This is a genomic window from Brevundimonas sediminis (assembly GCF_048799765.1).
Classification (GTDB): Bacteria; Pseudomonadota; Alphaproteobacteria; order Caulobacterales; family Caulobacteraceae; genus Brevundimonas.
In genome coordinates, this window is the sequence record NZ_JBLYQK010000009.1 from 85613 (window position 1) to 107280 (window position 21668).

General features: G+C 68.9%; 21 protein-coding genes and 1 tRNA gene. 11 read left to right on the forward strand and 11 right to left on the reverse strand.

All coding sequences use genetic code 11. The features are described 5' to 3' along the window. Positions 1 to 191 precede the first annotated feature (191 nt). The 4 genes from petA to ACLQ7T_RS07495 all read left to right on the forward strand — a co-directional run bounded on the left by petA (position 192) and on the right by ACLQ7T_RS07495 (position 3652). Positions 192 to 725 (forward strand): ubiquinol-cytochrome c reductase iron-sulfur subunit, encoded by a 534-nt coding sequence (petA, locus tag ACLQ7T_RS07480; protein WP_420471372.1) that lies wholly within the window; start codon positions 192 to 194, stop codon positions 723 to 725. Between the two features lie 17 nt (positions 726 to 742). After that, complete coding sequence (locus ACLQ7T_RS07485; RefSeq protein ID WP_420471371.1) at positions 743 to 2041, forward strand: cytochrome b; 1299 nt, start codon at positions 743 to 745, stop codon at positions 2039 to 2041. 8 nt (positions 2042 to 2049) lie between these two features. Then, positions 2050 to 2925 carry a cytochrome c1 gene (locus ACLQ7T_RS07490; RefSeq protein ID WP_420478848.1) on the forward strand — a complete coding sequence of 292 codons (876 nt, stop codon included), beginning with the start codon at positions 2050 to 2052 and terminating at the stop codon, positions 2923 to 2925. Between the two features lie 148 nt (positions 2926 to 3073). Further along, on the forward strand, positions 3074 to 3652 hold the full coding sequence (locus ACLQ7T_RS07495; RefSeq protein WP_420478849.1) for a DUF1579 domain-containing protein: 579 nt from the start codon (positions 3074 to 3076) through the stop codon (positions 3650 to 3652). A gap of 12 nt (positions 3653 to 3664) precedes the next feature. Here ACLQ7T_RS07495 and ACLQ7T_RS07500 read toward each other — a convergent pair whose 3' ends face one another. Then, positions 3665 to 4033 (reverse strand): hypothetical protein, encoded by a 369-nt coding sequence (locus tag ACLQ7T_RS07500; protein ID WP_420478850.1) that lies wholly within the window; start codon positions 4031 to 4033, stop codon positions 3665 to 3667. 3 nt (positions 4034 to 4036) lie between these two features. Further along, the gene (locus ACLQ7T_RS07505; RefSeq protein WP_420478851.1) at positions 4037 to 4501 is read right to left on the reverse strand and encodes a hypothetical protein; all 465 of its coding nucleotides are present in this window, start codon (positions 4499 to 4501) and stop codon (positions 4037 to 4039) included. Between the two features lie 146 nt (positions 4502 to 4647). Between ACLQ7T_RS07505 and ACLQ7T_RS07510 the strand changes: the two genes are divergently transcribed. The 4 genes from ACLQ7T_RS07510 to ACLQ7T_RS07525 all read left to right on the forward strand — a co-directional run bounded on the left by ACLQ7T_RS07510 (position 4648) and on the right by ACLQ7T_RS07525 (position 8907). Further along, positions 4648 to 6297: a M28 family metallopeptidase gene (locus ACLQ7T_RS07510; protein ID WP_420478852.1), complete on the forward strand. Its 1650-nt coding sequence runs from the start codon at positions 4648 to 4650 to the stop codon at positions 6295 to 6297. 94 nt (positions 6298 to 6391) lie between these two features. Then, the gene (locus ACLQ7T_RS07515) at positions 6392 to 8053 is read left to right on the forward strand and encodes a M28 family peptidase (RefSeq protein WP_420478853.1); all 1662 of its coding nucleotides are present in this window, start codon (positions 6392 to 6394) and stop codon (positions 8051 to 8053) included. After that, a complete protein-coding gene (locus ACLQ7T_RS07520; RefSeq protein WP_420478854.1) occupies positions 8053 to 8439 on the forward strand; it encodes a RidA family protein in 387 nt (128 codons plus the stop codon). Before ACLQ7T_RS07515 ends, ACLQ7T_RS07520 begins: the two co-directional genes overlap by 1 nt. A gap of 42 nt (positions 8440 to 8481) precedes the next feature. Further along, positions 8482 to 8907: a thiol-disulfide oxidoreductase DCC family protein gene (locus ACLQ7T_RS07525; protein ID WP_420478855.1), complete on the forward strand. Its 426-nt coding sequence runs from the start codon at positions 8482 to 8484 to the stop codon at positions 8905 to 8907. Between the two features lie 123 nt (positions 8908 to 9030). Here the strand turns inward: ACLQ7T_RS07525 and ACLQ7T_RS07530 are convergent, their stop codons facing one another. The 6 genes from ACLQ7T_RS07530 to ACLQ7T_RS07555 form a co-directional block, all read right to left on the reverse strand. Next, positions 9031 to 10032 carry a DUF6607 family protein gene (locus ACLQ7T_RS07530; RefSeq protein ID WP_420478856.1) on the reverse strand — a complete coding sequence of 334 codons (1002 nt, stop codon included), beginning with the start codon at positions 10030 to 10032 and terminating at the stop codon, positions 9031 to 9033. A 48-nt stretch (positions 10033 to 10080) separates the two neighbouring features. Then, on the reverse strand, positions 10081 to 12267 hold the full coding sequence (locus ACLQ7T_RS07535) for a TonB-dependent hemoglobin/transferrin/lactoferrin family receptor (protein WP_420478857.1): 2187 nt from the start codon (positions 12265 to 12267) through the stop codon (positions 10081 to 10083). A gap of 110 nt (positions 12268 to 12377) precedes the next feature. Beyond that, the gene (locus tag ACLQ7T_RS07540) at positions 12378 to 13499 is read right to left on the reverse strand and encodes a beta-ketoacyl-ACP synthase III (RefSeq protein WP_420478858.1); all 1122 of its coding nucleotides are present in this window, start codon (positions 13497 to 13499) and stop codon (positions 12378 to 12380) included. 66 nt (positions 13500 to 13565) lie between these two features. Next, a complete protein-coding gene (locus tag ACLQ7T_RS07545; RefSeq protein WP_420478874.1) occupies positions 13566 to 14387 on the reverse strand; it encodes an HpcH/HpaI aldolase/citrate lyase family protein in 822 nt (273 codons plus the stop codon). Between the two features lie 11 nt (positions 14388 to 14398). Then, positions 14399 to 15076 carry an SDR family NAD(P)-dependent oxidoreductase gene (locus ACLQ7T_RS07550; RefSeq protein ID WP_420478859.1) on the reverse strand — a complete coding sequence of 226 codons (678 nt, stop codon included), beginning with the start codon at positions 15074 to 15076 and terminating at the stop codon, positions 14399 to 14401. Positions 15077 to 15270: 194 nt separating this feature from the next. After that, positions 15271 to 15771: a GAF domain-containing protein gene (locus tag ACLQ7T_RS07555; RefSeq protein ID WP_420478860.1), complete on the reverse strand. Its 501-nt coding sequence runs from the start codon at positions 15769 to 15771 to the stop codon at positions 15271 to 15273. 277 nt (positions 15772 to 16048) lie between these two features. Between ACLQ7T_RS07555 and ACLQ7T_RS07560 the strand changes: the two genes are divergently transcribed. Both ACLQ7T_RS07560 and ACLQ7T_RS07565 read left to right on the forward strand, forming a co-directional pair. Beyond that, a complete protein-coding gene (locus ACLQ7T_RS07560) occupies positions 16049 to 17545 on the forward strand; it encodes a tetratricopeptide repeat protein (protein WP_420478861.1) in 1497 nt (498 codons plus the stop codon). A 14-nt stretch (positions 17546 to 17559) separates the two neighbouring features. Beyond that, on the forward strand, positions 17560 to 19044 hold the full coding sequence (locus tag ACLQ7T_RS07565; protein WP_420478862.1) for a right-handed parallel beta-helix repeat-containing protein: 1485 nt from the start codon (positions 17560 to 17562) through the stop codon (positions 19042 to 19044). 650 nt (positions 19045 to 19694) lie between these two features. Here the strand turns inward: ACLQ7T_RS07565 and ACLQ7T_RS07570 are convergent. Then, a tRNA-Ile gene (locus ACLQ7T_RS07570) sits at positions 19695 to 19767 on the reverse strand. 233 nt (positions 19768 to 20000) lie between these two features. Between ACLQ7T_RS07570 and ACLQ7T_RS07575 the strand changes: the two genes are divergently transcribed. After that, positions 20001 to 20804: an SIMPL domain-containing protein gene (locus tag ACLQ7T_RS07575; protein WP_420478863.1), complete on the forward strand. Its 804-nt coding sequence runs from the start codon at positions 20001 to 20003 to the stop codon at positions 20802 to 20804. A 168-nt stretch (positions 20805 to 20972) separates the two neighbouring features. Here the strand turns inward: ACLQ7T_RS07575 and ACLQ7T_RS07580 are convergent, their stop codons facing one another. Then, on the reverse strand, positions 20973 to 21248 hold the full coding sequence (locus ACLQ7T_RS07580) for a hypothetical protein (protein ID WP_420478864.1): 276 nt from the start codon (positions 21246 to 21248) through the stop codon (positions 20973 to 20975). 51 nt (positions 21249 to 21299) lie between these two features. Next, positions 21300 to 21656 carry an aspartate 1-decarboxylase gene (gene panD, locus ACLQ7T_RS07585; protein ID WP_420478865.1) on the reverse strand — a complete coding sequence of 119 codons (357 nt, stop codon included), beginning with the start codon at positions 21654 to 21656 and terminating at the stop codon, positions 21300 to 21302. Positions 21657 to 21668 lie beyond the last annotated feature (12 nt).

The window sequence follows — 21668 nt, forward strand, 5'->3', positions numbered from 1 at the left end:
AGCCCTCATACGCGCGGCCCGGGGGCTTGTCGCGGTCTGTTTTGCGATTGTTTCGCAAGTAGCGTCAGCCACTTGCGTCGAAGCGCCGCAAAATCGGGTCGGGGCGGCATCACCGGGTTTCCGCTAAAGCATCCATGCCGGTCCACCGCGCTCCGTTTCGGGCGTGGGCTCCGGCGTACGAGGAGTGACACGTGGCCGAATCGGTCGTTGAAAGTGAAGGCGGCGAAGCCACCCGCCGCGACTTCATCCACATCGCCGCCGGCGCGGCTGCCGTCGGCGCCGGCGCCATGGTGGTCTGGCCGCTGATCAACCAGATGAACCCGGCGGCGGACACGCTGGCCCTGGCGTCGATCGAATTCGACATGACCAAGGTCCAGGAAGGCCAGCAGGTCGTCATCAAGTGGCAGGGCAAGCCGGTCTTCGTCCGCTACCGTTCGCCGGCCGAGCTGCAGAAGCTCGCGTCCGAGCCCAACGAGGGCAAGCCCGTCCAGCCGGATACGGCCCGGACCAAGGAAGGCCACGGCCAGTATCTGGTCGTCCTGGGCAACTGCACCCACCTCGGCTGCGTCCCGACCTTCGGCTCCGGTGACTTCGGCGGCTGGTTCTGCCCCTGCCACGGCTCGCACTACGACGCCTCGGGTCGTATCCGTAAGGGCCCGGCGCCGCTGAACCTGGTGGTTCCGGAATACGAGTTCGTGTCCGACACCCGCATCAAGATCGGCTGAGGACGTACGAGAGAACGATGAGCGATCACGAATCCACCTACGTCCCGAAGACCGCCGTCGAGAAATGGCTCGACACCCGTCTTCCGATCGTCCGCTTCGGTGCGGACTACATGTCCCTGCCCACCCCGAAGAACCTGAACTACTGGTGGACCTTCGGCGGCATCCTGGCCCTCTGCCTGGCGACCCAGATCGCCACCGGCATCGTGCTGGCCATGCACTACGTCCCGAACGTTGACCTGGCCTTCGGCTCGGTCGAGCGCATCATGCGCGACGTCAACGGCGGCGACCTGATCCGTTACACCCACGCCAACGGGGCCTCGATGTTCTTCATCGCGGTCTACCTGCACATGCTGCGGGGGCTCTATTACGGCTCCTACAAGGCGCCGCGGGAAATGATCTGGATCGTCGGCTGCGTGATCTTCTTCCTGATGATCGCCACCGCCTTCCTCGGCTACGTCCTGCCGTGGGGCCAGATGTCCTACTGGGGCGCCGAGGTGATCACCAATCTGATCGGGGCGATCCCCGGCATCGGCGAGCCGATCCTGATCTGGCTGCGCGGCGGCCCGGCGATCGACAACGCGACGCTGAACCGCTTCTTCTCGCTGCACTACCTGCTGCCGTTCGTGATCGCGGGCTGCGTGGTTCTCCATCTGTGGGCCCTGCACCACGCCGGTCAGAACAACCCGGTCGGCATCCTGATCCCGAAGGACCGGGCGAAGAAGGACATGGTTCCGTTCCACCCGTACTTCACGGTCAAGGACGGCTTCGCCATCATCCTGTTCCTGATGCTGTTCGCGCTGTTCGTCTTCTTCATGCCGAACGCCCTGGGTCACGCCGACAACTACATCCCGGCCAACCCGCTGCAGACCCCGGCGCACATCGTGCCCGAATGGTACATGCTGCCCTTCTACGCGATCCTGCGCGCTGTCCCCGACAAGTTCGGTGGCGTGCTGGCGATGTTCGGCGCCATCGGCGTGCTGTTCATCCTGCCCTGGCTGGACCGTTCGAAGGTGCGCTCGATGCGCTACCGTCCGACGATGCGGGTGTTCTTCATCATCTTCGTGGTGGTCGGACTGCTGCTCGGCTGGTGCGGCGCCCAGCTGCCGGACGCCGCGGTCATCCCGGGCATGCCGAGCTTCACCCTGTTTGACGGCAAGCTGAACAGCTACCTGTGGCTCACCCGTCTCGCGACGCTGTACTATTTCGCCTTCTTCCTGGTGATCCTGCCGCTGGTGGGTCTGAAGGAGAAGCCGCTGCCGATCCCTGCGACGATCTCGGAGCCGGTTCTGCCGGGCGCCGAAGAGCAGAAGGGCTGATAGTGCACATGACCCTCAAGACACCGATGCGCTCCATGAAGAAGACCCTGGTCCTGATCGCCGCGGCGGCCGGCCTGACCCTGTCCGCCGGTCCCGTCCTCGCGGCGGGCGGCGGCGGCCACCACCTGCGCGACGGCGGCTTCTCGTTCGAAGGCCCGTTCGGCTCCTTCAACCAGGGCCAGCTGCAGCGCGGCTACAAGGTCTATCGCGAGGTCTGCGCCTCCTGCCACAGCATGAACCTCATGCATTTCCGCACCCTCGCGGAGCCGGGCGGCCCGTTCTACGACGTGGACCAGGTCAGCCCCGCCGAGAACCGCTTTGTTCGGGCTCTCGCCAAGGAAGTGCAGATCGCGGACATCGACACCGAAACCGGCGAGCCGGTGATGCGTGACGGCACCCCGGCCGACCGCTTCCCCAGCCCGTACCCGAACGCGACGGCCGCGGCCGCCGCGAACGGCGGCGCGGCTCCGCCCGACCTGTCGGTGATGGCCAAGGCCCGTCACGGCGGCGCCAACTACATCTACTCGCTGCTGACCGGCTACAAGACGCCGCCGGCCGGCCTGCAGATTCGTCCGGGCCAGAACTACAACGAGTACATGGCCGGCGACCTGACCCCGTTCGTCGCGGACGGCGCTCACGTGCCGCCGGGTGGCTTCATCGCCATGCCGAACCCGCTGCAGAACGGTCAGGTGACCTATGACGACGGCACCGCGCCGACCGTCGAGAACTATGCCAAGGACGTGGCCGCCTACATCGCCTGGGCCTCGGATCCGAAGCAGGTCGCCCGCAAGCGCGCCGGCGTCGGCACGCTGATCTTCCTGTTCCTCTTCGCCGGTGTGACCTATCTGTCCTACCGCCGGATCTGGAAGGGCGTCGCCCACTAGACGACCGCCTGACAGGCTGAACTGAAGAGCCCGCCGGAGCCCGCGCTCCGGCGGGCTTTTCATTGTCGACTCCCTTCGAACGAACGGCGTCTTGCGAAGGTGGGCGGATCGACTTTATAACGCAAAGTGAAATCCGGGGGAGGTTCCCATGCGTCGCCTGCATCTCGCGTCCGCCTTTGTCGCCTTCGGCCTGCTGGCCGCCGCGCCCGCCGTCGCCCAGGTCCAGCAACCCGCCGGCAGTCCGGCCCAGCGGGAGCAGGTGGGGGCGCTGGACTTCATGGACGGCGAATGGCGCGGGACGGCGACGACCACCATGCCCGGCCACACCACGGTCCTGGCCCAGACGGAACGGGTCGGTTCCCTGCTGGGCGGGTCGGTCAAGCTGATCGAGGGGCGGGGCTACGCCGCCGACGGCTCGACCCAGTTCAACGCCTTCGCCATCCTGTCGTGGGACGAGCGGGCCGGACGGTACCTCTTCCGCAGCTACGCCAATGGCTATACCGGCGAGTACCCGTTCGAGAGGACCGATAACGGCTTCCGCTGGGAGATGCCCGCCGGGCCGAACGCAATGATCAAATACGTCGCCGTGGTCGAGAACGGGACCTGGCACGAGGTCGGGGACTATGTCGCCGAAGGCCAGCCGCCCCGTCGCTTCATCGAACTGCGCCTGACCCGGGTCGGCGACACGGACTGGCCCGGCGCGGGGGCCGTGTCGCCGCAGCCCTGAAGCCTGATGTCGTCAGGGCGTGACCAGCGCGGGGAAGAGGTTGACCCCGCTGTAATTGAACACCGCCCAACCGACGACCTTGAAGATGGTGTTCAGCAGGCTCTGGGCGGCGATGTAGGGCAGGGCGAGGGTGTGGTTCAGCGTGGCGTTGAACAGCTGCTCCTGCTGGTAAAGGATAGCGTCAGCCTCTGCTTCCGTAATCTGCCTGGTCTCAAGCAGCAGGGCTGTCCGGACGGTGGCCTCGCCCAGGACCCGCAGGTTCCGCTCGAGCTTTTTCTTGTTCGCCTTCCAGACAGCGGTGAGATCGCTCCCGATCTGCCGTTGGATCTGGTCCATGAACTCGTCGGCGGAGGCGGGCTTGAATTCGGTGAGGTCGGTCATGGTCTATTTCCCGTCCCGTACGCGTTCGGCGGCCGTCAGGCAGGTCGTGTGCGCGAGCGTCAGCATCTGGTCAGCGGCCGGGTCTGAAATGCTGCCCTGTGTGGCGAGGACCTCAAAGAAGTGCCGGACGGCGTTGTCGCAGTTGTCGATGGTGCTGACCAGAAGGACACGGTGACCTTCGCTGAGTTGGTCGCCGTACGAGGTACGGTACATGTTTCTGGCCACCCGGATTCCCGTTCGAAGCTCTTCGCCCCGGGCCTGAAGCTCCGGTGTGTTGGTCAGCGGCCCGGGGTCCAGCTCAGCCTTCGCCTGCAGGTCCAGCAGTGCTTCGGCGGCGGCGCCCAACTTCTTGTCGGCCATCTGCTGGTAAGGTGAGAGCAGGGTCACGCAACCGGCGACGCCGGTCAGGCAGACGGCGAGCGCCGTCGCACGAAACACGGCGCGCCGGCGTTGCAGAAACAGGGTCATGGGGCCTCTCCCGACTGAACCAATGCGTGTTGGTTAACATAAAAACCAGTGTTACGCGAGTCCGGGCCGGACGCTCCCCGCATCGACAGTCCAGCCTTCGCGCCCTAACGTCCGGCTCCTGTTCAAAAGGCTGAGGTGTCCCGATCATGCGTCTGTCCGTTTCCGTCGCCGCGCTCGTCGCCGGCGCGCTCCTGTCCGTCGCGGGAGCCGCTCAGGCCCAGACCCCGACCTTCGACACCGGCCGCCTGTCCGAACATGTCCGCGTCCTGTCCGACGACAGCTTCGAGGGGCGCGGCATCGCCACCCCGGCCGAGCAGAAGGTCATCGACTATCTGAGCGCCCAGTACGCCGCCGCCGGTCTGCAGCCGGGCGGGCCGGACGGCCAGTGGACCCAGGACGTGACCCTGAACCGCTTCACGGCCTCCAACATCCACGCCGCCTTCCAGGTGGGCGGCGAAACCGTGCCGCTGACGCAGGGCCAGCAGATCGTGGTGTCGACCCGGCTGCCGGGCAGCCAGGTCAATCTGGCCGACGCGCCGCTGGTCTTCGTCGGCTACGGCATCGACGCGCCCGAGCGCCAGTGGAACGACTTCAAGGACGTCGACGTCCGCGGCAAGGTCATCGTCGTCCTGGTCAATGACGCCGACTTCGAACAGCCGGAACTGAACACCTTCGGCGGCCGGGCCATGACCTACTACGGCCGCTGGACCTACAAGTACGAGGAAGCGGCGCGGAAGGGCGCGGCGGGCGTCATCATCGTCCACGAAACCGCTCCGGCCTCCTATGGCTGGGCCACGGTGACCAACAGCTGGTCGGGGCCCCAGTTCGACATCGTCCGTCAGAACGCCGCCGCCGAGCGGGTGCCGATGGAATCGTGGATCCAGCGCGACGTGGCCGTGGACCTGTTCCGCCGCGCCGGTCTGGACTTCGAGGCCCTCAAGGTGGCCGCGCGCAGCCGCGACTTCCGGCCGGTCGAACTGACCGGCGCGACCTTCAGCGGGACCTTCGACGTCGCCTCGACCCAGGTGACGACCCACAACGTCATCGCCCGCCTGCCGGGGGCGAGCCATCCGGACGAGACCATCCTCTACACGGCGCACTGGGACCACATCGGGGTCGGCGCGCCGGACGCCGAGGGCGATGCCATCTTCAACGGCGCGGTCGACAACGCCACCGGCACCGCCGGCCTGCTGGAGCTGGCCCGCGCCTTCGGCGCCGGCCCCCGTCCGGAGCGCTCGATCGTCTTCATCAGCTTCACCGCCGAGGAAAGCGGTCTGCTGGGCTCGGAGTACTACGCCTCCAATCCGGTCTATCCGCTGGCCACGACCGTGGGCGGGTTCAACGTCGATTCGATGAACGTCTATGGCCGGGTGACCCGGTACGGCATCACCGGATACGGCCAGTCGGACCTCGATGAGCGCATCGGCGCCGTGGTCGAGAGCCAGGGGCGGACCGTTCTGCCGGACGCCAACCCGGCCTCGGGGGGGTATTTCCGCTCGGACCACTTCCCGCTGGCCAAGCGCGGCGTGCCGATGACCTACGGCGGCTCCAGCGGCGACTTCCGCGACGAGCCGATCGCCGAGCGTCAGGCGACCCGGTCGGAATACGGTCGCAGCCGTTACCACCAGGCCGCCGACGAGTGGTCGCCGGACTGGGATCTGCGCGGTCAGGTCGAGGACCTGCAGGTGATCTACAGCGTCGGCTCGGCCCTCGCGAACAGCCGCGACTGGCCGCAGTGGAAGGCGGGCTCGGAGTTCGGCCCCGCCCGCGCCGCAACGGCGGACCAGCGGCGGTAATCCGCCACCGGATTACATGACAAAAAAGTAAGGGGCGGTCTTTCGGGGCCGCCCTAAGGTGCGCGCCATCGATTTTGGGGATGGGAGCCTCACCATGTTTCGCAAACTGAAGAGCGGTTCGGCGATCGCCGCCGTCCTGTCCGCAGGCCTGTTGCTGTCGGCCTGTGCGACGGCGGGCGCCGGGGGCGCGGCGCCGGTCGAACCCGCCTTCTCGGCCGAGCGGATCAGCGGCGACATCCGCACCATCAGCGCCGACGACTATCAGGGGCGCTACCCGGGCACCGAGGGCGAGCGCAAGGTGCTCGCCTTCCTGCAGGCCCAGTATGAAGCCATGGGGCTGGAGCCCGGCGGCCCGAACGGCCAGTGGCTGCAGCCGGTGGAGCTCAAGCGCTACACCCCGGTCGCGGGCGGCACGGCCGGCTGGACCGGCCCGGACGGCCAGACCCACGCCCTGGCTCTCGGGACCGACATCACCCTGCGCGCCGCGACGAATGACGGCCGCGCCTCCATCCGCAACGCGGGGCTGGTCTTCGCCGGCTACGGCATCACCGCGCCCGAGCGGAACTGGGATGACTACGGCTCCGTCGATGTGCGCGGCAAGGTCGTGGTGGTCATCGCGGGCGAGCCGGACGGGGACCTGTTCAACGGCGCCTACGCCACCAACTATCAGTCGGGCGCCTACAAGGCGGACGAGGCCTTCCGCCGCGGCGCGGTGGGGATCATCACCCTGATCGCCCAACCGGCCTCCTCGCCGCAGTGGCAGGGGATGATGCGCGGCGCCAACCGCACCCGCACCCTGACGCCGGGCGCCGCGGACCTGGAGTTCTCGGGCGCCATCAACCATGACGTCGCCTTCGCCATGGCGTCCGCCGCCGGCCTCGGCATGGACAGCTTCGCCAACACCGCGAGCGGGTCGTTCAAGGCCGTGCCCCTGAGCGGCGTTAGCCTGTCGGTCGATGTGTCGGAGACCATCGAGACCCTGGTCACCCACAACCTGCTGGCCAAGATCCCGGGCACGAGCCACCCGGACGAGACCATCATCTACTCGGCGCACTGGGACCACGTCGGCGGGGCCGACCAGCATCCCGGCGTGACCGGCGACAACATCTGGAACGGCGCCTGGGACAATGCCTCGGGCACCATCGGCGTGCTGGAGATGGCCCGTCAGCTGAGCCGCGCCCCGCGTCCGCAACGCACCATCGTCTTCGCGCACATGGCGGCCGAGGAGATGGGCCTGCTGGGCTCGTACGGCTATGCGGCCAATCCGGTCTATCCGCTGGAGACGACCGTAGCCGACATCAATATCGACATGCTGCCGCTGTCGCCCTCGACCCGCGACGTGCCGATCTTCGGCAAGGGTCAGAACGATCTGGAGGACCGTCTGGAAGCGCTGGCCGCCCCGCTGGGCCGCTATGTGTCGGATGACCACCAGCCGGAGCAGGGCTTCTATTATCGCTCGGACCACTTCCCGTTCGCCCGCATGGGCGTGCCGGCGATCATGCCCTGGCACGGCTGGGACTGGGTCGAGGGCGGGCGTGAAGCCGGCGAGGCCGCCTGGCGGGCCAAGTTCGCCGCCGACTATCACAAGCCGTCGGACGAGTGGTCGGCGGACCTGGACTTCACCTCGGCGGTGGAGAACCTGACCCTGCTGTACCACCTGGGCCTCGACCTCGCGAACAGCCGCGACTGGCCGGGCTGGAAGCCGACCTCGGAGTTCGCCCAGGTCCGCGCCCGCTCGGACGCGGCGCGCCGCTGATGCTGTCGATCCGCCCCCTGACCGGCGACGGCTCGCCGCCGGCGGAGGGCGAGTATGCGCAGGCCTGTGAAGTCAGCGGGGCGACCCGCTGGCTCTACCTGTCCGGCCAGATCCCTGTCGCGCCTGACGGCTCGCTGTCCGCCGACTTCACCGGCCAGTGCGAACAGGTCTGGGACAACGTCGAGACCCAGCTGAGGGCGGCCGGGATGACGCTGGACAACCTCGTGAAGGTGACGACCTATCTGTCGGATCGGGCATACGCCCTGCCCAATCGCGAGGTGCGCCTGCGGCGGCTCGGCGGGCGGCAGACGGCGCTGACGGTGATCGTGACGGGCCTGTTCGAAGAGGGCTGGCTGGTCGAGATCGAGGCTGTGGCGGCGGCGTAACGTCGCCTTGTGAAGCTTCGCTGATCGGCTCACTGTCCCTCCATGACCCGCTGGTCACCGCAGCCCGCTCCTGATGAACCTGACGGCCTGATCCTGTTCGACGGGGTCTGCGTCTTCTGTTCCCGATGGGTCCGCTGGGTGATCGATCATGACCCCGACGGGCGCTTCCGTTTCCTGCCCATCCAGTCGGAACGGGGGCGGGCGCTGGCCGCGCGGTTCGGCATCGATCCGGAGACGCCGCAGACGAACGCCGTGGTCCTGAACGGCCGCATCCATTTCAAGTCCGACGCGGCGCTCACGGTGCTGGGCGCCTTGCCGGGGATGGGGGTGTTCAGGGGGCTGAAGCTTGTGCCGCGCCTGTTGCGGAACCCCGTCTATGACCTGATCGCCGGCAATCGCTACGCCCTCTTCGGACGGACCGACGCCTGCATGATCCCTTCGCCTGACGACCGGGAACGCTTCCTCTGATGACCACGGTCCTCGTGATCGGAGCGGGCGGCGTGTTCGGCTCGGGGTTGGCTGCAGCGGGCCTGAAAAAGGGGGGACGCCGTACCGCGTCCCCCCTTCTCCCCCTACACGTGAACGGCCCGGCTACGACGCCGGGGCCACGGTTGCGCGGCCGATCAGTTCACGCGCCTGTGCGATGGCGGCTTCGGTGGTCAGGGTTCCGGCCTGGACCTCGTCGGCCCAGTCCATCAGCGGCTTGCCGGTGACGGCGCCGCGGTTGGCCTCTTCCTCGAGCCAGACGCCGCCGTCGCGGGCGGCGACCGCGTCCCAGGCGGCGCGGACGCCGGCCCAGTAGTCCTTGGTCGCGGCCCAGTAGGCGTCGCCCGGCGCGGGGTCATAGTTGTCCACGGCGCGGTAGGTGTTGATCACGTCCTCCTGGACGATGGCGACCGGATCGGTCTCATCGCCCTCGGCGGGGCCCATCTTCACATTGTCCTGGATGTGGACCCAGCCCTCCGGCGTCAGGGCGTGGCGGTTGACGCCCAGGTAGCGGTCGTAGATCGGGTTTCGGACCGCGTCGCGGCGGGCGAGGGGACGCCAGGTCGGGGCCGAGGTCCACTCCGACCGGCCGTGGTCGTAGTTCCAGCGGCCGACGCCGCCGTAGCGGGGGCTGTCGTCCGTCTGCCAGACCGTCTGGGACCAGGCGCCGCTGCGCTCTTCGGCCGAAACCGGGGTCACGGTCCACCGGTTCGGACCAGCGTAGGTCAGGACGGTTTCGGGCTCATAGACCCAGTCCTGGCGCCAGTGCTTGATGACGAAGTGATGGCCGGCGTCATCGCTCATGACGAGGATGTGCTGCAGGCTGATCCGCGCGCCGTCGTCGTAGACGACGCGGACGATCTCGTCGCCCGCCGACAGCTTCTCGTCCAGCGGCTCGTAGCCGGCGCGGAAGCTGACGTTCTCGCGCATGTCGAAGCGCACCCGCCACTGGCCGGCCTGGGCGAGGATGGACTGGCGATCCCGCTCGAACTGGCTGGTCGCCGGAGCGGTGACCGGGGTCGTCACGGGGGCGACCCCGGCGAGGGCCGGAGCGGACGACGCCACGGCGGCGGCGAGGACGGTGGCGAGCAGCAGGGCGCGTCGCATGGGGCGGCTCCTTCTAATGCGAGTCAGTCGCGTTATCGCGTTCATGGATCAGTACCGCAAGGCCAGGGACAGGCCGAAGTTGCGGCCCGGCTGGGTGTAGGCGTCGAGCACGGCCGACGAGGCCGCCACGCCCCGGACGTCGCTCCACCAGCTGTAGGTCTCGTCGAGGAGGTTCAAGACGCCCGCGCGGGCCGTGACCTGGTCGGTGATGTTCCAGTAGGCGGTCAGGTCGACCAGGGCGAAGTCGTCGCCGGTGGCGCAGCCGGCGGCGTAGCAGCCCAGTCCGTCGGTGTCGGCGGCGTCCTTGGCCTGCGACCAGGTGGTGATCAGCTGGCCGCCGAACCGTCCGGCCGGCTCGTCATAGCCCAGGCCGAGGACCACCTTGATCGGGTCGATGGTCGGCAGCCGGGTGGTGACGCCGGCGCTGGTGGTCTCTCCTTCGGCCCAGGCGAAGGCGAAGCGGGCGCTGACGCCGTTGTCCCACCAGGCGTTGGCGCGGGCCTCGAAGCCCTGGATCTCGACGTCGGTGAAGTTGATCCACTGGTAGACGGCGGGGTCGGTCGGGGTGAAGGACCCCGACACCACCTGCTGGCTGATGAAGTCCTGATAGTCCGAGCGGAAGACCACAGCCTGGCCGGAGACCTCGGCGCCGAACAGGGTGAGGTCGCGCAGGCGGACGCCCAGCTCGACCGACTGGCTGGTCTCCGGCTTCAGGTCGGGGTTGGGGGCCGAGGTGTAGCCGTAGGCCAGGTTGCCGAAATAGTTGTTCACCTGGCTGGGCGTCGGGGCCTTGAAGCCCTCGCCCCAGCTGCCGAAGAGGCCGAGGTGGTCGCCGGTCCACCAGACCACGCCCAGCTTGGGCGAGATGTGGTCGTCCGACTGGTCGGCGCGCGGCCCCGGGTAGAGCGGGTCATCGGCGGTCTCGAGCTCGTAGCGGTCCCAGCGCAGGGCCGGGATGATCCGCAGGTCGCCGCCCAGCAGGCTGATCTCGTCCTGCACGAAGACGCCGGCGAGGGTGAAGTCGGTCTTCGGGAAGGCGCTGGTGGGGAAGGTCTCGCCGGCGGGCGGCACGGTGCCGGAGCGGACACCCTGCTGGGTGGTTCGGGACCAGTCGCCGCCGACGGTGAGGCGATGGACGCCGAGGGTGCGGGTGGCGTCGGCCGAGACGCCGAAGACCTCGTTGTCGAAGGTGTTGTCGCGGGTGCGGTCGACCGCCGGGGTGCGTCCCTCGAAGGTGTACTGGCGGGTCTCGGCGGTCTGGCCGTAGACGGTCAGGCCGCCGCTGTCGAAGCCGGGGCCGTCCTCGCCGCGCCAGCCCAGACTCCAGCCTTCGCGGGTGGTGGTGTCGTCGGCCAGCAGCCGGGTGACGGTTGCGCTGCGGCCGCTGAGGACGTCGGCGGTCATCTCGCTGTCGAAGTAGTCGTAGGTCAGGCGCAGGCTCTGGCCCGGGGCGAAGTCCCAGACGGCCTTGGCCAGAAGGGCGTCCGAGGTGAGGTCCATGGGGTTGGCTTCGGTGCGCGCGGCGCCGGTTCCGCCGACCGTCCCGGCGGTCTCGGTCTCGGAGGCGTCGCGACGGGTCCAGGCCAGCAGGCCGGAGACGGCGCCGCTGCGGCCGGCCATCATGCCGGAGGCGGTCAGACCCTCGTCGGCCGAGCTGTAGCCGACCCGGGCGCGGGCGCCGAAGGACTCGCCGTCACGGAGCAGGTCCGACGGGTCGCGGGTGGTGAAGGCCACGGCGCCGGCCACCCCGTCCGAGCCGTAGAGGGCCGAGGCCGGACCGCGCAGGATCTCGACTGACTTCATCAGGTCGAGGTCGGCATAGCCGCCGCGCCCGACGCTCTGGGCGCCGAAGGTGAAGCCGTCCGGGACGCGGACGCCGTCGATCACCATCAGGACGCGATCGCCGCCCATGCCGCGGATGGTGAAGCCCTCATTGCCGCCGCGGCCGGTGGTCCCGAGGGCGGCGCCGAAGCGCTGGGGCTGGCTGACGACGCTGACGCCGGGCTCGAAGCGGACCAGGTCCTTGATGTCGGTGACCAGCTCGGCCTCGATCTGGCGGTCGGTGATGACCGAGACGGTGGCGGGGGCCTCGTCGGGGCGGGTCTCGGTGCGGGTGGCGAGCACGCTGACCGGCGGCAGCCGGGTCGCCTCCTGCCGGCCCGCCGTCTGGGCAAGGGCCGGGGAGGCGGCGGCGGTCAGGGCGGCGAGCCCGGCGGAGAGGAGGAGAGTACGCATGGATAAGCCCCGCTTGATGAACAGGCGGGGCAATTACTGCGAACGATTTGCATAATCAATCGCACGAGGGCGACTGGGCGGCTTTTCTGCGAATTAGTCGCAGGTTGGGGTCAGGCCCGTTTGCGGACGAAGACGGTCCCGGCGGAGTAGCCCGCGCCGAAGCTGCAGATCAGGCCGGTGTCGCCGGGGGCGAAGCCGTCGTGGTGCAGGTGGAAGGCGATGATCGAGCCGGCGGACGAGGTGTTGGCGTACTCGTCGAGGATGATGACGTTCTCGTCGGCCTCGGGCTCGCGGCCCAGGACCTTGCGGCCGATGAACTGGTTCATGTTGATGTTGGCCTGGTGGAGCCACATCCGCTTCAGACCGGTGGGGTCGAGGCCCAGTTCGCCCGCATGGTCGACGATCATGTCGGACACCATCGGCACGACGTCCTTGAAGACTTTTCGTCCTTGCTGGACGAACAGCTTGTCCGGGGCGCCGATGCCCTCGGGGGCGGCGTTGTTCAGGAAGCCGAAATTGTTGCGGATGTTGTTCGAGAAGCTGGTCTTCAGGCGCGTGCCGAGGATGTCCCAGCCGCCCGGACCGGCCGTGTCGGAGGACTCGATGATGACGGCGGTGGCGACGTCGCCGAAGATGAAGTGGCTGTCGCGGTCCTTGAAGTTCAGGTGGGCCGAGCAGACTTCCGGGTTGACCATCAGCACCGCCTTGACCGAGCCGGAGGCGATGAAGTCGGCGGCCGTCTTCAGGCCGAAGGTGGCCGAGGAACAGGCGACGTTCATGTCGAAGGCGAAGCCCTCGATGCCCAGCGCCTGCTGCACCTCGATGGCCATGGCCGGATAGGCGCGCTGCATGTTGGAGGCGGCGCACAGGACGGCGCCGATCTCGCTGACCGGCTTGCCCCAGGCGGCGATGGCTTGGCGGGCGGCCTTCACGGCCATTTCGGCGAGGACCGACAGCTCCTCATTCGCGCGCTCGGGGATGTTCGGGGCCATGCGCTCGGGGTCGAGCACGCCGGCCTTGTCCAGCACGAAGCGCGACTTGATGCCGGACGCCTTCTCGATGAACTCGACCGAGGAGTGGGTCAGGGGGGCGACGTCGCCCTCGGTGATTTCGGCGCTGTGGCGTTCGTTGAAGCGGTCGGCGTAGGCGTTGTAGGCCGCGACCAGTTCTTCGTTGGAGATGGATTGATCGGGCGTGAACAGCCCGGTGGCGGCGATAACGGCGTTGCTCACTCGATACCTTCCCTGCGGCGCCTGCGGACGGCGTCCGTTCTTATTCAGGACCCTTAGATAGGCCCGTCAGCGATCCCGGTCGAGATGGCTGAGAACACGTTCGGCTTCCGAAAGATGCAGCCGCTCGACCATGCGGCCGTCGACCCGAATGGCGCCCTTGCCGTCCGCCTCGAGCGCGGCGAAGGCGGCGACGACGGCGCGGGCGTGGGCGATCTCGGCGTCCGTGGGGCCGAAGGCGGCGTTGGCCGGGGCGATCTGGGACGGATGGATCAGGCTTTTGCCGTCGAAGCCGTAGAGGCGGCCCTGGGCGCACTCGGCGGCGAAGCCCCCGGGGTCGGTGAAGGCGTTGTAGACGCCGTCGAGGGCGAGCAGGCCGTTCGCGCGGGCGGCGGCGACCGTGGCGGCCAGCCAGGGCTTGAGCGGCTCGCGGTCCGGCGACGGGCCGGCGCGCAGGCCGACAGCCAGATCGTTGACCCCCAGCATCAGGGCCTCCAGCCGTTCGACCTGCGCGATGGCGTTGAGGTTCAAGAGGGCGCGGGGCGTCTCGATCATGGCCCAGAGGACGGCGCCGAGGGGCAGGGCGGCGGTCAGGGCCCGGGCGGCGTCGGCGTCCTCGACCTTGGGCGCGACGATCAGGGTCACGCCCGCTTCGGACAGGGCCTTGAGGTCGTCGCCGCCCCACGGGGTGTCGAGCCCGTTGATGCGGACGCCGACGCGGGGCCCGAAGGCGCCGTCGCGGAGCGCCTGAACGGCGGCGGCGCGGGCGGCTTCTTTGGCCTCCGGCGCGACGGCGTCCTCGAGGTCGAGGATGGCGACGTCGCAGTCCAGGGTGCGGGCCTTCCCGATCGCGCGCGGATTGCTGGCGGGCAGGAAGAGGACGGATCTCATCACTCTTGCGCTCAGACCTTGCCCACCACCGGCACCAGCGCCCCGGTCACCGCCCGGGCTTCGGGGGAGGCGAGGAAGAGGATGACGCGGGCGAGATCGGCGGGGGCGACCCATTTGGACGGGTCGGCGTCGGGCATGTCCTGGCGGTTCTGCGCGGTGTCGAGGATCGACGGGAGGACGGCGTTGACGGTGACCGGGGTCGATTTCAGCTCCTCGGCCAGGCTTTCGGTCAGCCGATGGACGCCGGCCTTGGAGGCGGCGTAGGCGCCCATGCCCGCAGCGCTCTTGAGGGCGGCGTTGGCGCCGACGTTGACGATGCGGCCTTCGGGCGAGGCCTTGAGCCAGGGCAGGGCGGCGCGGCTGGCGTTCAGGGCGGTGGAGAGGTTCAGGGCGAACATCTTCTCCCACGCCGGGGCGGCGTCGTCGGTGGTCTGCCAGACGAAGCCGCCGGCGATGTTCAGCAGGGCGTCGAGACGGCCGAAATGGTCGGCGGCGGCGTCCACCGCCTGTTGCGCCGAGGCGGGGTCGGTCAGGTCGACGCCGCCCAGCTCCAGCACGCCTTCCGGAACCGGATGGCCCTTGGCGTGGTCGATGATCGCGACCTTCAGCCCGTCGGCCAGGGCGGCCTGAACGACGGCGGCGCCGAGCGCGCCGTGGCCGCCGGTCACCAGAACAACGCGGTCAGACATGAAAACCTCCGACGGAGAAAACAGGGTGCGGACAGGGCGATCGGGCGGGCGGGAGACGGTGCAAAAAAACCGTCCAGACCGTCCAGATCGTCTGAAACGTCTATCGACGCTTCGGGAAAGCGTAGCAAAAACAACGGCGCCCCGGATAATATTATCCGGGTATTAGTCTGGCCCCGGCGAGACGGTCGGGACGGTCAGGCGGCCGCGCCGAACACCTTGGCCAGCAGGGTCTCCAGAGCATAGGCGTCCGATGCGTCAAAAGCGGACGTCTCGGTCGCGTCGACGTCAAAAACCGCGATCAGGGCGCCCGAGGCGTCGAAGACCGGGACGACGATCTCGCTGGCCGAGCGGCTGTCGCAGGCGATGTGGCCGGGGAAGGCGTGGACGTCCTCGACGATCTGGGTCGTGCGGGTGCGGGCGGCGGCGCCGCAGACCCCGCGGTTGAAGCCGATTCGCAGGCAGCCGAGCGTGCCCTGGTAGGGACCGACCACCAGTTCATCCGTCTTCGTCTCGTCCACGACGTAGAAGCCGGTCCAGAAGAAGGCCGGGAAGGCGTCGGCCAGCATGGAGGCGACGGTGGCCATCCGGGCCACGCGATTCGGCTCGCCATCCAGAACGGCGAGGATTTCGGCCTCGACCTCCGCATAGCGGGCGGCCTTGTCGGCGGGGCGGTCGTCGCGGGCGACGTAGGACATGCGGGCAAACTCCGGCGGGCGGGGCCTGCATATAGGGCGGGGAGGAAGCGGAAGCGAGGCCGCTGATTTCGCCTGCGAGGCGAGTTCTCAAGGTGCTGATTTCGGTGGAAAACTCGCGTTACGGGACAAAATGGCGATCGCGCGGCAACGCTTTGTCGCGAAACGGCGTTAACCTTGACAGGACGTTAACGCGACCGGACTGTCGAAGTCCCGTAAGGGTTAACGGGCATGGTTAACGTGCGGGGGGCGGCGACGCCCGTAGAGGGTGTGAGGGGACATGGCCGACGGGGAAGGCGAACACGGACGACGCTCGCGCTCCGGGCACTCGCGCCCGGGCGGTTCGCGCGCGCCGGTGGCGGTCGCGGCGGTGGTCGGCGTCCTGGCGCTGGCGGCGCTGGGCATGAGCTCCTGCAACCGGGACGGCGGCGTGCGCTTCTGGCAGGGCCGTGGCGACGGGGCCTCGAACAGCTGTCCGCGTCCGGCGTCGATGACCGGCTCGGAGTTCAACGCCCAGGAGACGGGGCTGCGCGCCCTGCGCCGGGCCGCCTTCCAGAATGACTTCTTCGCCCAGCTGGAGCTGGGCGCGCGCTATTCGGCGGTGCGGGCGACCGACAAGAACATCGAGGACCCGATCGAATCGGCCACCTGGCTGGCGATGGCGCTGGCCAATGACGAGGGCTACGCCCCGATCAACCGCACCCGCCGCGACGGCTGGGGCGGCTGGCGTCCGCTGTCCCGTTATGACGACTGCCGCGCCTTCGAGCGGCATGAGGCCTACCGCAAGCTGGACCGGCTGCTGGGCAATATGACGGTGGACGAGCAGTCGGCCGTGCGGGACCGGGTGATCTACATCCTGTCGACCCAGGACGCCGAGGGCTATCGCACCCTGGCCCGGCTGCATGACGGCCTGTACGGCCCCTATGGCGAGCCGGAGGACAATCGCGAGGCGCGCGAGGCCTGGGGCCGGGGCGCCGGCGACCGGGGCGGCCGGGACCGCAACCGGCGCGGCTATCCGTCGGCGATCGGCCTGTTCCAGCGCAACGACGTGGACGCCTATCTGTACAACTATCTGGCGGTGCAGACCGGCGACGTGGGCGCCTATGTGCTGATGCGCGATTTCGAGCGCTCCTCGCCCAGCCGGGCGCAGCAGCAGCGCTTTGTCGAGGTGAAGGCGCGGCAGTGGACGCCGCCGTTCGAATTCTACCCCAACACCGCTCCGCAGTCGGGCGTGCCCTTCTCGGACGAGAGCCGTCCCCGGGGCGACGCCTATGAATATGCGCTGGGCCGGATGGGCGGCGAGCTGCCCTTCATCCATGTGGGCCGCGCCCTGCGCTATCTGGGGGTCAGCGAGACGGCGGCGCAGCGGCCGGAGGACCTGTCCAAGCGCCAGATCGAGACGCTGGAGGCCATGCTGGGCCACCCGATGGAGGGCCGGCTGTCCTATCTGGAGCGGGTGCGGGCGATCCAGCTGGCGGCGGTGAACGGCTCGTCCGAGGCCCAGCTGGTGCTGGCGGTGATGTACGCCGAGGGCATCGGCCTGCCCGCCGATTATGCGCGGGCGTTCAAGTGGTTCGAGGAGGCGGCGCGTCAGGGCAGTCCCGAGGCCAAATTCGCCATGTCCAGCTATTTCGCGCTCGGCGTCTCGGGCGTGGCGGATCAGGACAAGGCCCAGGCCGTCGCCTACCGCATCGATTCCGCCCTGTCGGGCTTCGGCCCGTCGGCGGGCCGCCTGCAGGCCGTGCTGGCCCAGGTTTCCCGTTCACAGCGCCGCTAAGGAGGGCGTGACCCATGACGACCCGCAACCTCTTCGGCGTTCTCGGCGGTCTGGCGGCGATGGCCGCCGGCGCGGCCCTGCTGACCGTCGCCGCGCCCGGCGCGGCCCAGGCCCAGACGGCGGCCCGGGTCGAGAGCCAGACCCGACCGAATTTCGGCGTCCTGCTGGACCCGCCGACCCGGTCCTACAGCCAGCGCCGTGACCGCACCCGCTACGACTATCGCCGGCACCGGCCGGACTGGGGCGGGCCCGGCTATCCCCCGCTGCGGCCGGGCGGCGAGGAGATCGTCCTGGTCGACTGCGGCGGCAATCCGGGCACGGGCGCGGTCGAGGACGCGGTGCGTCGGGTGCGGCCCGGCGGGACCCTGGTGATCCGCTCGCGGGCCGGGGCCTGCGTCGGCTGGCTGAACATCGACAAGCCGCTGACCATCATCGGCGAGGGCGGCTTCGACCTGCGCGACTGGGCCACCGCCCAGCCGACCCTGCAGGCCCCGGACGGCCTGCCCTGCCTGACCGTGGCGGCGGGCGTGCGGGTCGAGATCCGCGACATGATCTTCGCCTCGCCGCGCGCGGGCGATGCGGCCTGCGTCGTCGGCTACGGCGCCGAGATCGTCATGAACCGGGTCGGCTTCCGCCATGCGGGCGACGAGACGGCCATCTATGCCGACGGCGGCCTGCTGGACATCCGCAATGCCGTGATCGAGGCCCGCACCATCGCGCCGGCGGTGGTCGCGGACGGCGCGACCCTGAACCTGTGGGAGGCCGTGATCTCGGGCTCGCAGTCGGGGGTGGAGATCACCCCGGCGGCCGGTCCGCCCGCGCGCCTGCACTCGACCACCATCCTGGGCACCAATGCGCCGAACGCCTTCGGCCCGCGCAGCATCGGGGTGATCGTGCGCGCCGGCCGCGACTACGGCCGGGTCGAGATCGACAACACCGCCGTCTGCGGTTTCGTGGAGGGCGTGGTGGTCGAGGGGGCCTCGGTCTCCATCGACGGCAGCCGCGTCTGCCGCTCGGACAAGGGCGTGGTGCTGTACAGTGGCGAGCTGCGTCTGGCCGACAGCCGCATCCGCGCCTCCACCGTCGGGGTGGCCGCCGCCGCGGGCAATGCGGTGGTGACCAACAACGTCTTCGCCGGCGTGCGCGACGTCATCTATCGCGAGCCGCGCGCCAATGTGCAGGCCAGCGGCAACCGCGTCTGGTCGCAGCATGTCTGCCGCCCGCAGTTCCGCGACCGCTATCGCGGCCGGTACGAACCCTACTGGCGCGGCGGCGAGGGCTGGGAGTGCGTCCAGGGCTCCTATCCGCGCAGCTGGTGGGGCCAGGAGGACGGCATGCTGGGCGTCGACTACTATGACGACGGCTATGCGCTGGACGGCTGGGACGACTACCAGAACGGCGACGGCTGGTACGACCGCGACGGCCGCTATGTGCAGGACGACCGCTATCGCGGCGAGGATCGCTGGAGCCGGGGCGGGGGCGGGTTCTGGGGGCGTTGATTGGTCCCGGGGCTGCGGGTGGCGGGGAAGGCGCTGTCCGCCTTCCTTCTGCTTCTGGGCCTACTGGCGGTCTGCATTCAGGTGGATATGACGCCCTGGGTGGGCGACGCCCTGATCGACGTGTTTACGTGGGAGGATCTGAACGCCCCCGCACCCGCGTACTTTTATCGGCTTGTGCCATTTCTCGGAGCGGGCGTCGGTCTGGCTGTCATGTCCGTTGTCGGGCTGCTGGGGCGATTCCCGCCTCTGGTCAGTGTCGCGGCCTTGCTGAGATGCTGGAGCTTCTGGGCCTTGGCGAGCATGCTTCTGAAAGCGGCGCTCATGCTGATGGGATGGCGGCACTATGAGGCTGCTGAACTGTTGCGCGTGATGGTCCTGAATGGCGTCACATCCGCGACAGTGCTCACCATCGGGCTATGGCTGTTCGGTCTTTATGCGGCTTGGCGCGCCCGACCCCGGAAGCGGTGGGGCGAGGCGGCGTTGTGGTTCGGGGTGACGTCGGTCCTGCTCGTCGGCTTCAGCGTCGCCATCAACCTGCTCGGCGGGCTTTCATCGGAGCGTCTGGTTTCAGACACTTGGCAAATGGCCCTGGTCTTTGGCGGTCTTCTGGGGCTGGCTGCGGCGCTCACGCCCAGACCGGCGACACCCAGTAGGCCCGGAGGGACTCGAACCCCCAACCAGACCGTTATGAGCGGTCGGCTCTAACCATTGAGCTACGGGCCCCCGGAGCGAGGAGGGTTCCGCCTAGCAGGGGAGGCGGCGGCTTGCCAAGCGGTCGGTGACATCGGGGCGCGGGCGGCGCCGGGGCGCCCCGGAGGTTTCGGCGATTTCACGTCGATGAACGGTTTCTGCCAACGGACCCTGACCGCGCGTTCAGGCGGAAACGGCCATGGTTGGAACACGGACGCCGGTGACGGTGTTCGCAACGACAAACCGTCTCTCATGGAGCTTCTCCGATGATCCGCCGTCCCGCCGCCGCCGTCGCCACGATGCCCGCCGTCTCCAACCGCGCCCTGATGATCGGCGGCGCCCTGATGGCCGCGGCCGCCCTGCTGGCCAGCGCCCCGGTGGCCCACGCCCAGTCGCAGCCGAACGGCGGCGCGCCCCTGACCATCCAGGCGGTGACCGAGCGGCCGAGCCTGAACCTGTCGGCCTATGGCGAGGTCAAGGCGACCCCGGACATGGCGACCATCACCTTCGCCGTGGTGACCGAGGCTCCGACCGCCGCCGAGTCGATGGCCCAGAACGCCACGCGGATGAATCAGGTCATCGCCGCCCTGCGCCGCGCCGGGATCAATGAGCGCGACGTCCAGACCTCGGGCCTGAACCTGTCGGCCCAGTATGACTACGTCGAGAACAACCCGCCACGTCTGCGGGGCTATCAGGCCAGCAATCAGGTGACGGTGATCATCAATGACCTGACCAAGGTCGGCTCGACGGCGGACGCTGTGGTGGCTGCCGGGGTCAACCAGATCAACGGCATCAGCTTCGGGCTGAAGGATCCGTCGGCGGCCGAGAACCAGGCGCGCCAGATCGCCGTGCGCAACCTGCAGGCCAAGGCCGCCCTGTATTCGCAGGCCCTGGGCACGCCGCTGGGCGGCATCCGCTCGCTGACCGAAGGCGGCGGCTACGCCCCGCAACCGCCGCGCCCGATGATGGCGATGCGCGCCGAGGGGTTCATGGCCGACTCCACCCCCATCGCCGCCGGCGAGCTGGTCGTGCGGATCGATATCGCGGGTGTGTATGATCTGAACCGGTAAGCGCCGGTGGATGGAAGTGGCTAGTGATTGGTGACTAGTGGCTGGCTGGCGGCGTGCGACCGATGGGTCCGCGCCGCCCTTCCGCTGATATCCGAAGCTGCGATCCACTAGCCACTAGCCACTAGCCACTAGCCACTAGCCACTAGCCACTAGCCACTAGCTACTCGCCTAGTCCCCCGACTTCACCAGCATCAGCCCGATCGCCACGTTCAGCAGGTTGGCGACCATGACCATGGCCAGGGTGGTGACCGAGTCGAGCCTGACCAGCAGCAGGGGCAGGCTCCACGGCGCGCCGGTGATCATGGCGGGGATGAAGGTGATCCGCTCGGGCGGCAGGCCCAGCAGGGCCAGCCCCGGGGTGAAGGCCATCATCATGGCCACGGCGACCGCCAGCAGATAGCCGCCGTACAGCACCCAGCGCAGGTTCGAGATCGCACGCGTCATGGCCGGTCCTCCGAAAGGGGAGGGAAGGCCGGAGCGGCCCGGCCGTCAAGCTCAGGCGGCGGACTTGATGATGTTGTCGTCGTCGAGCAGGACGACGTTGGGCGACCACTGGCGGGCTTCTTCGGACGGCAGCTGGCCGTAGGTCACAACGATGACCTTGTCGTTCTTCTGCACCAGACGGGCGGCGGCGCCGTTGACGCCGATGACCCTGGACCCGCGCGGGGCCTCGATGGCGTAGGTGGTGAAGCGGGCGCCGTTGGTGATGTTCAGCACATCGACCTGCTCGTGCGGGAAGATGCCCGCGGCGTCCAGCAGGTCCATGTCGATGGCGATCGAGCCCTCATAGTCGAGGTCGGCCTGGGTCACCGTGGCGCGGTGAAGCTTGGACTTCATAAGCGTGACCAGCATGGGGAGGCGCGG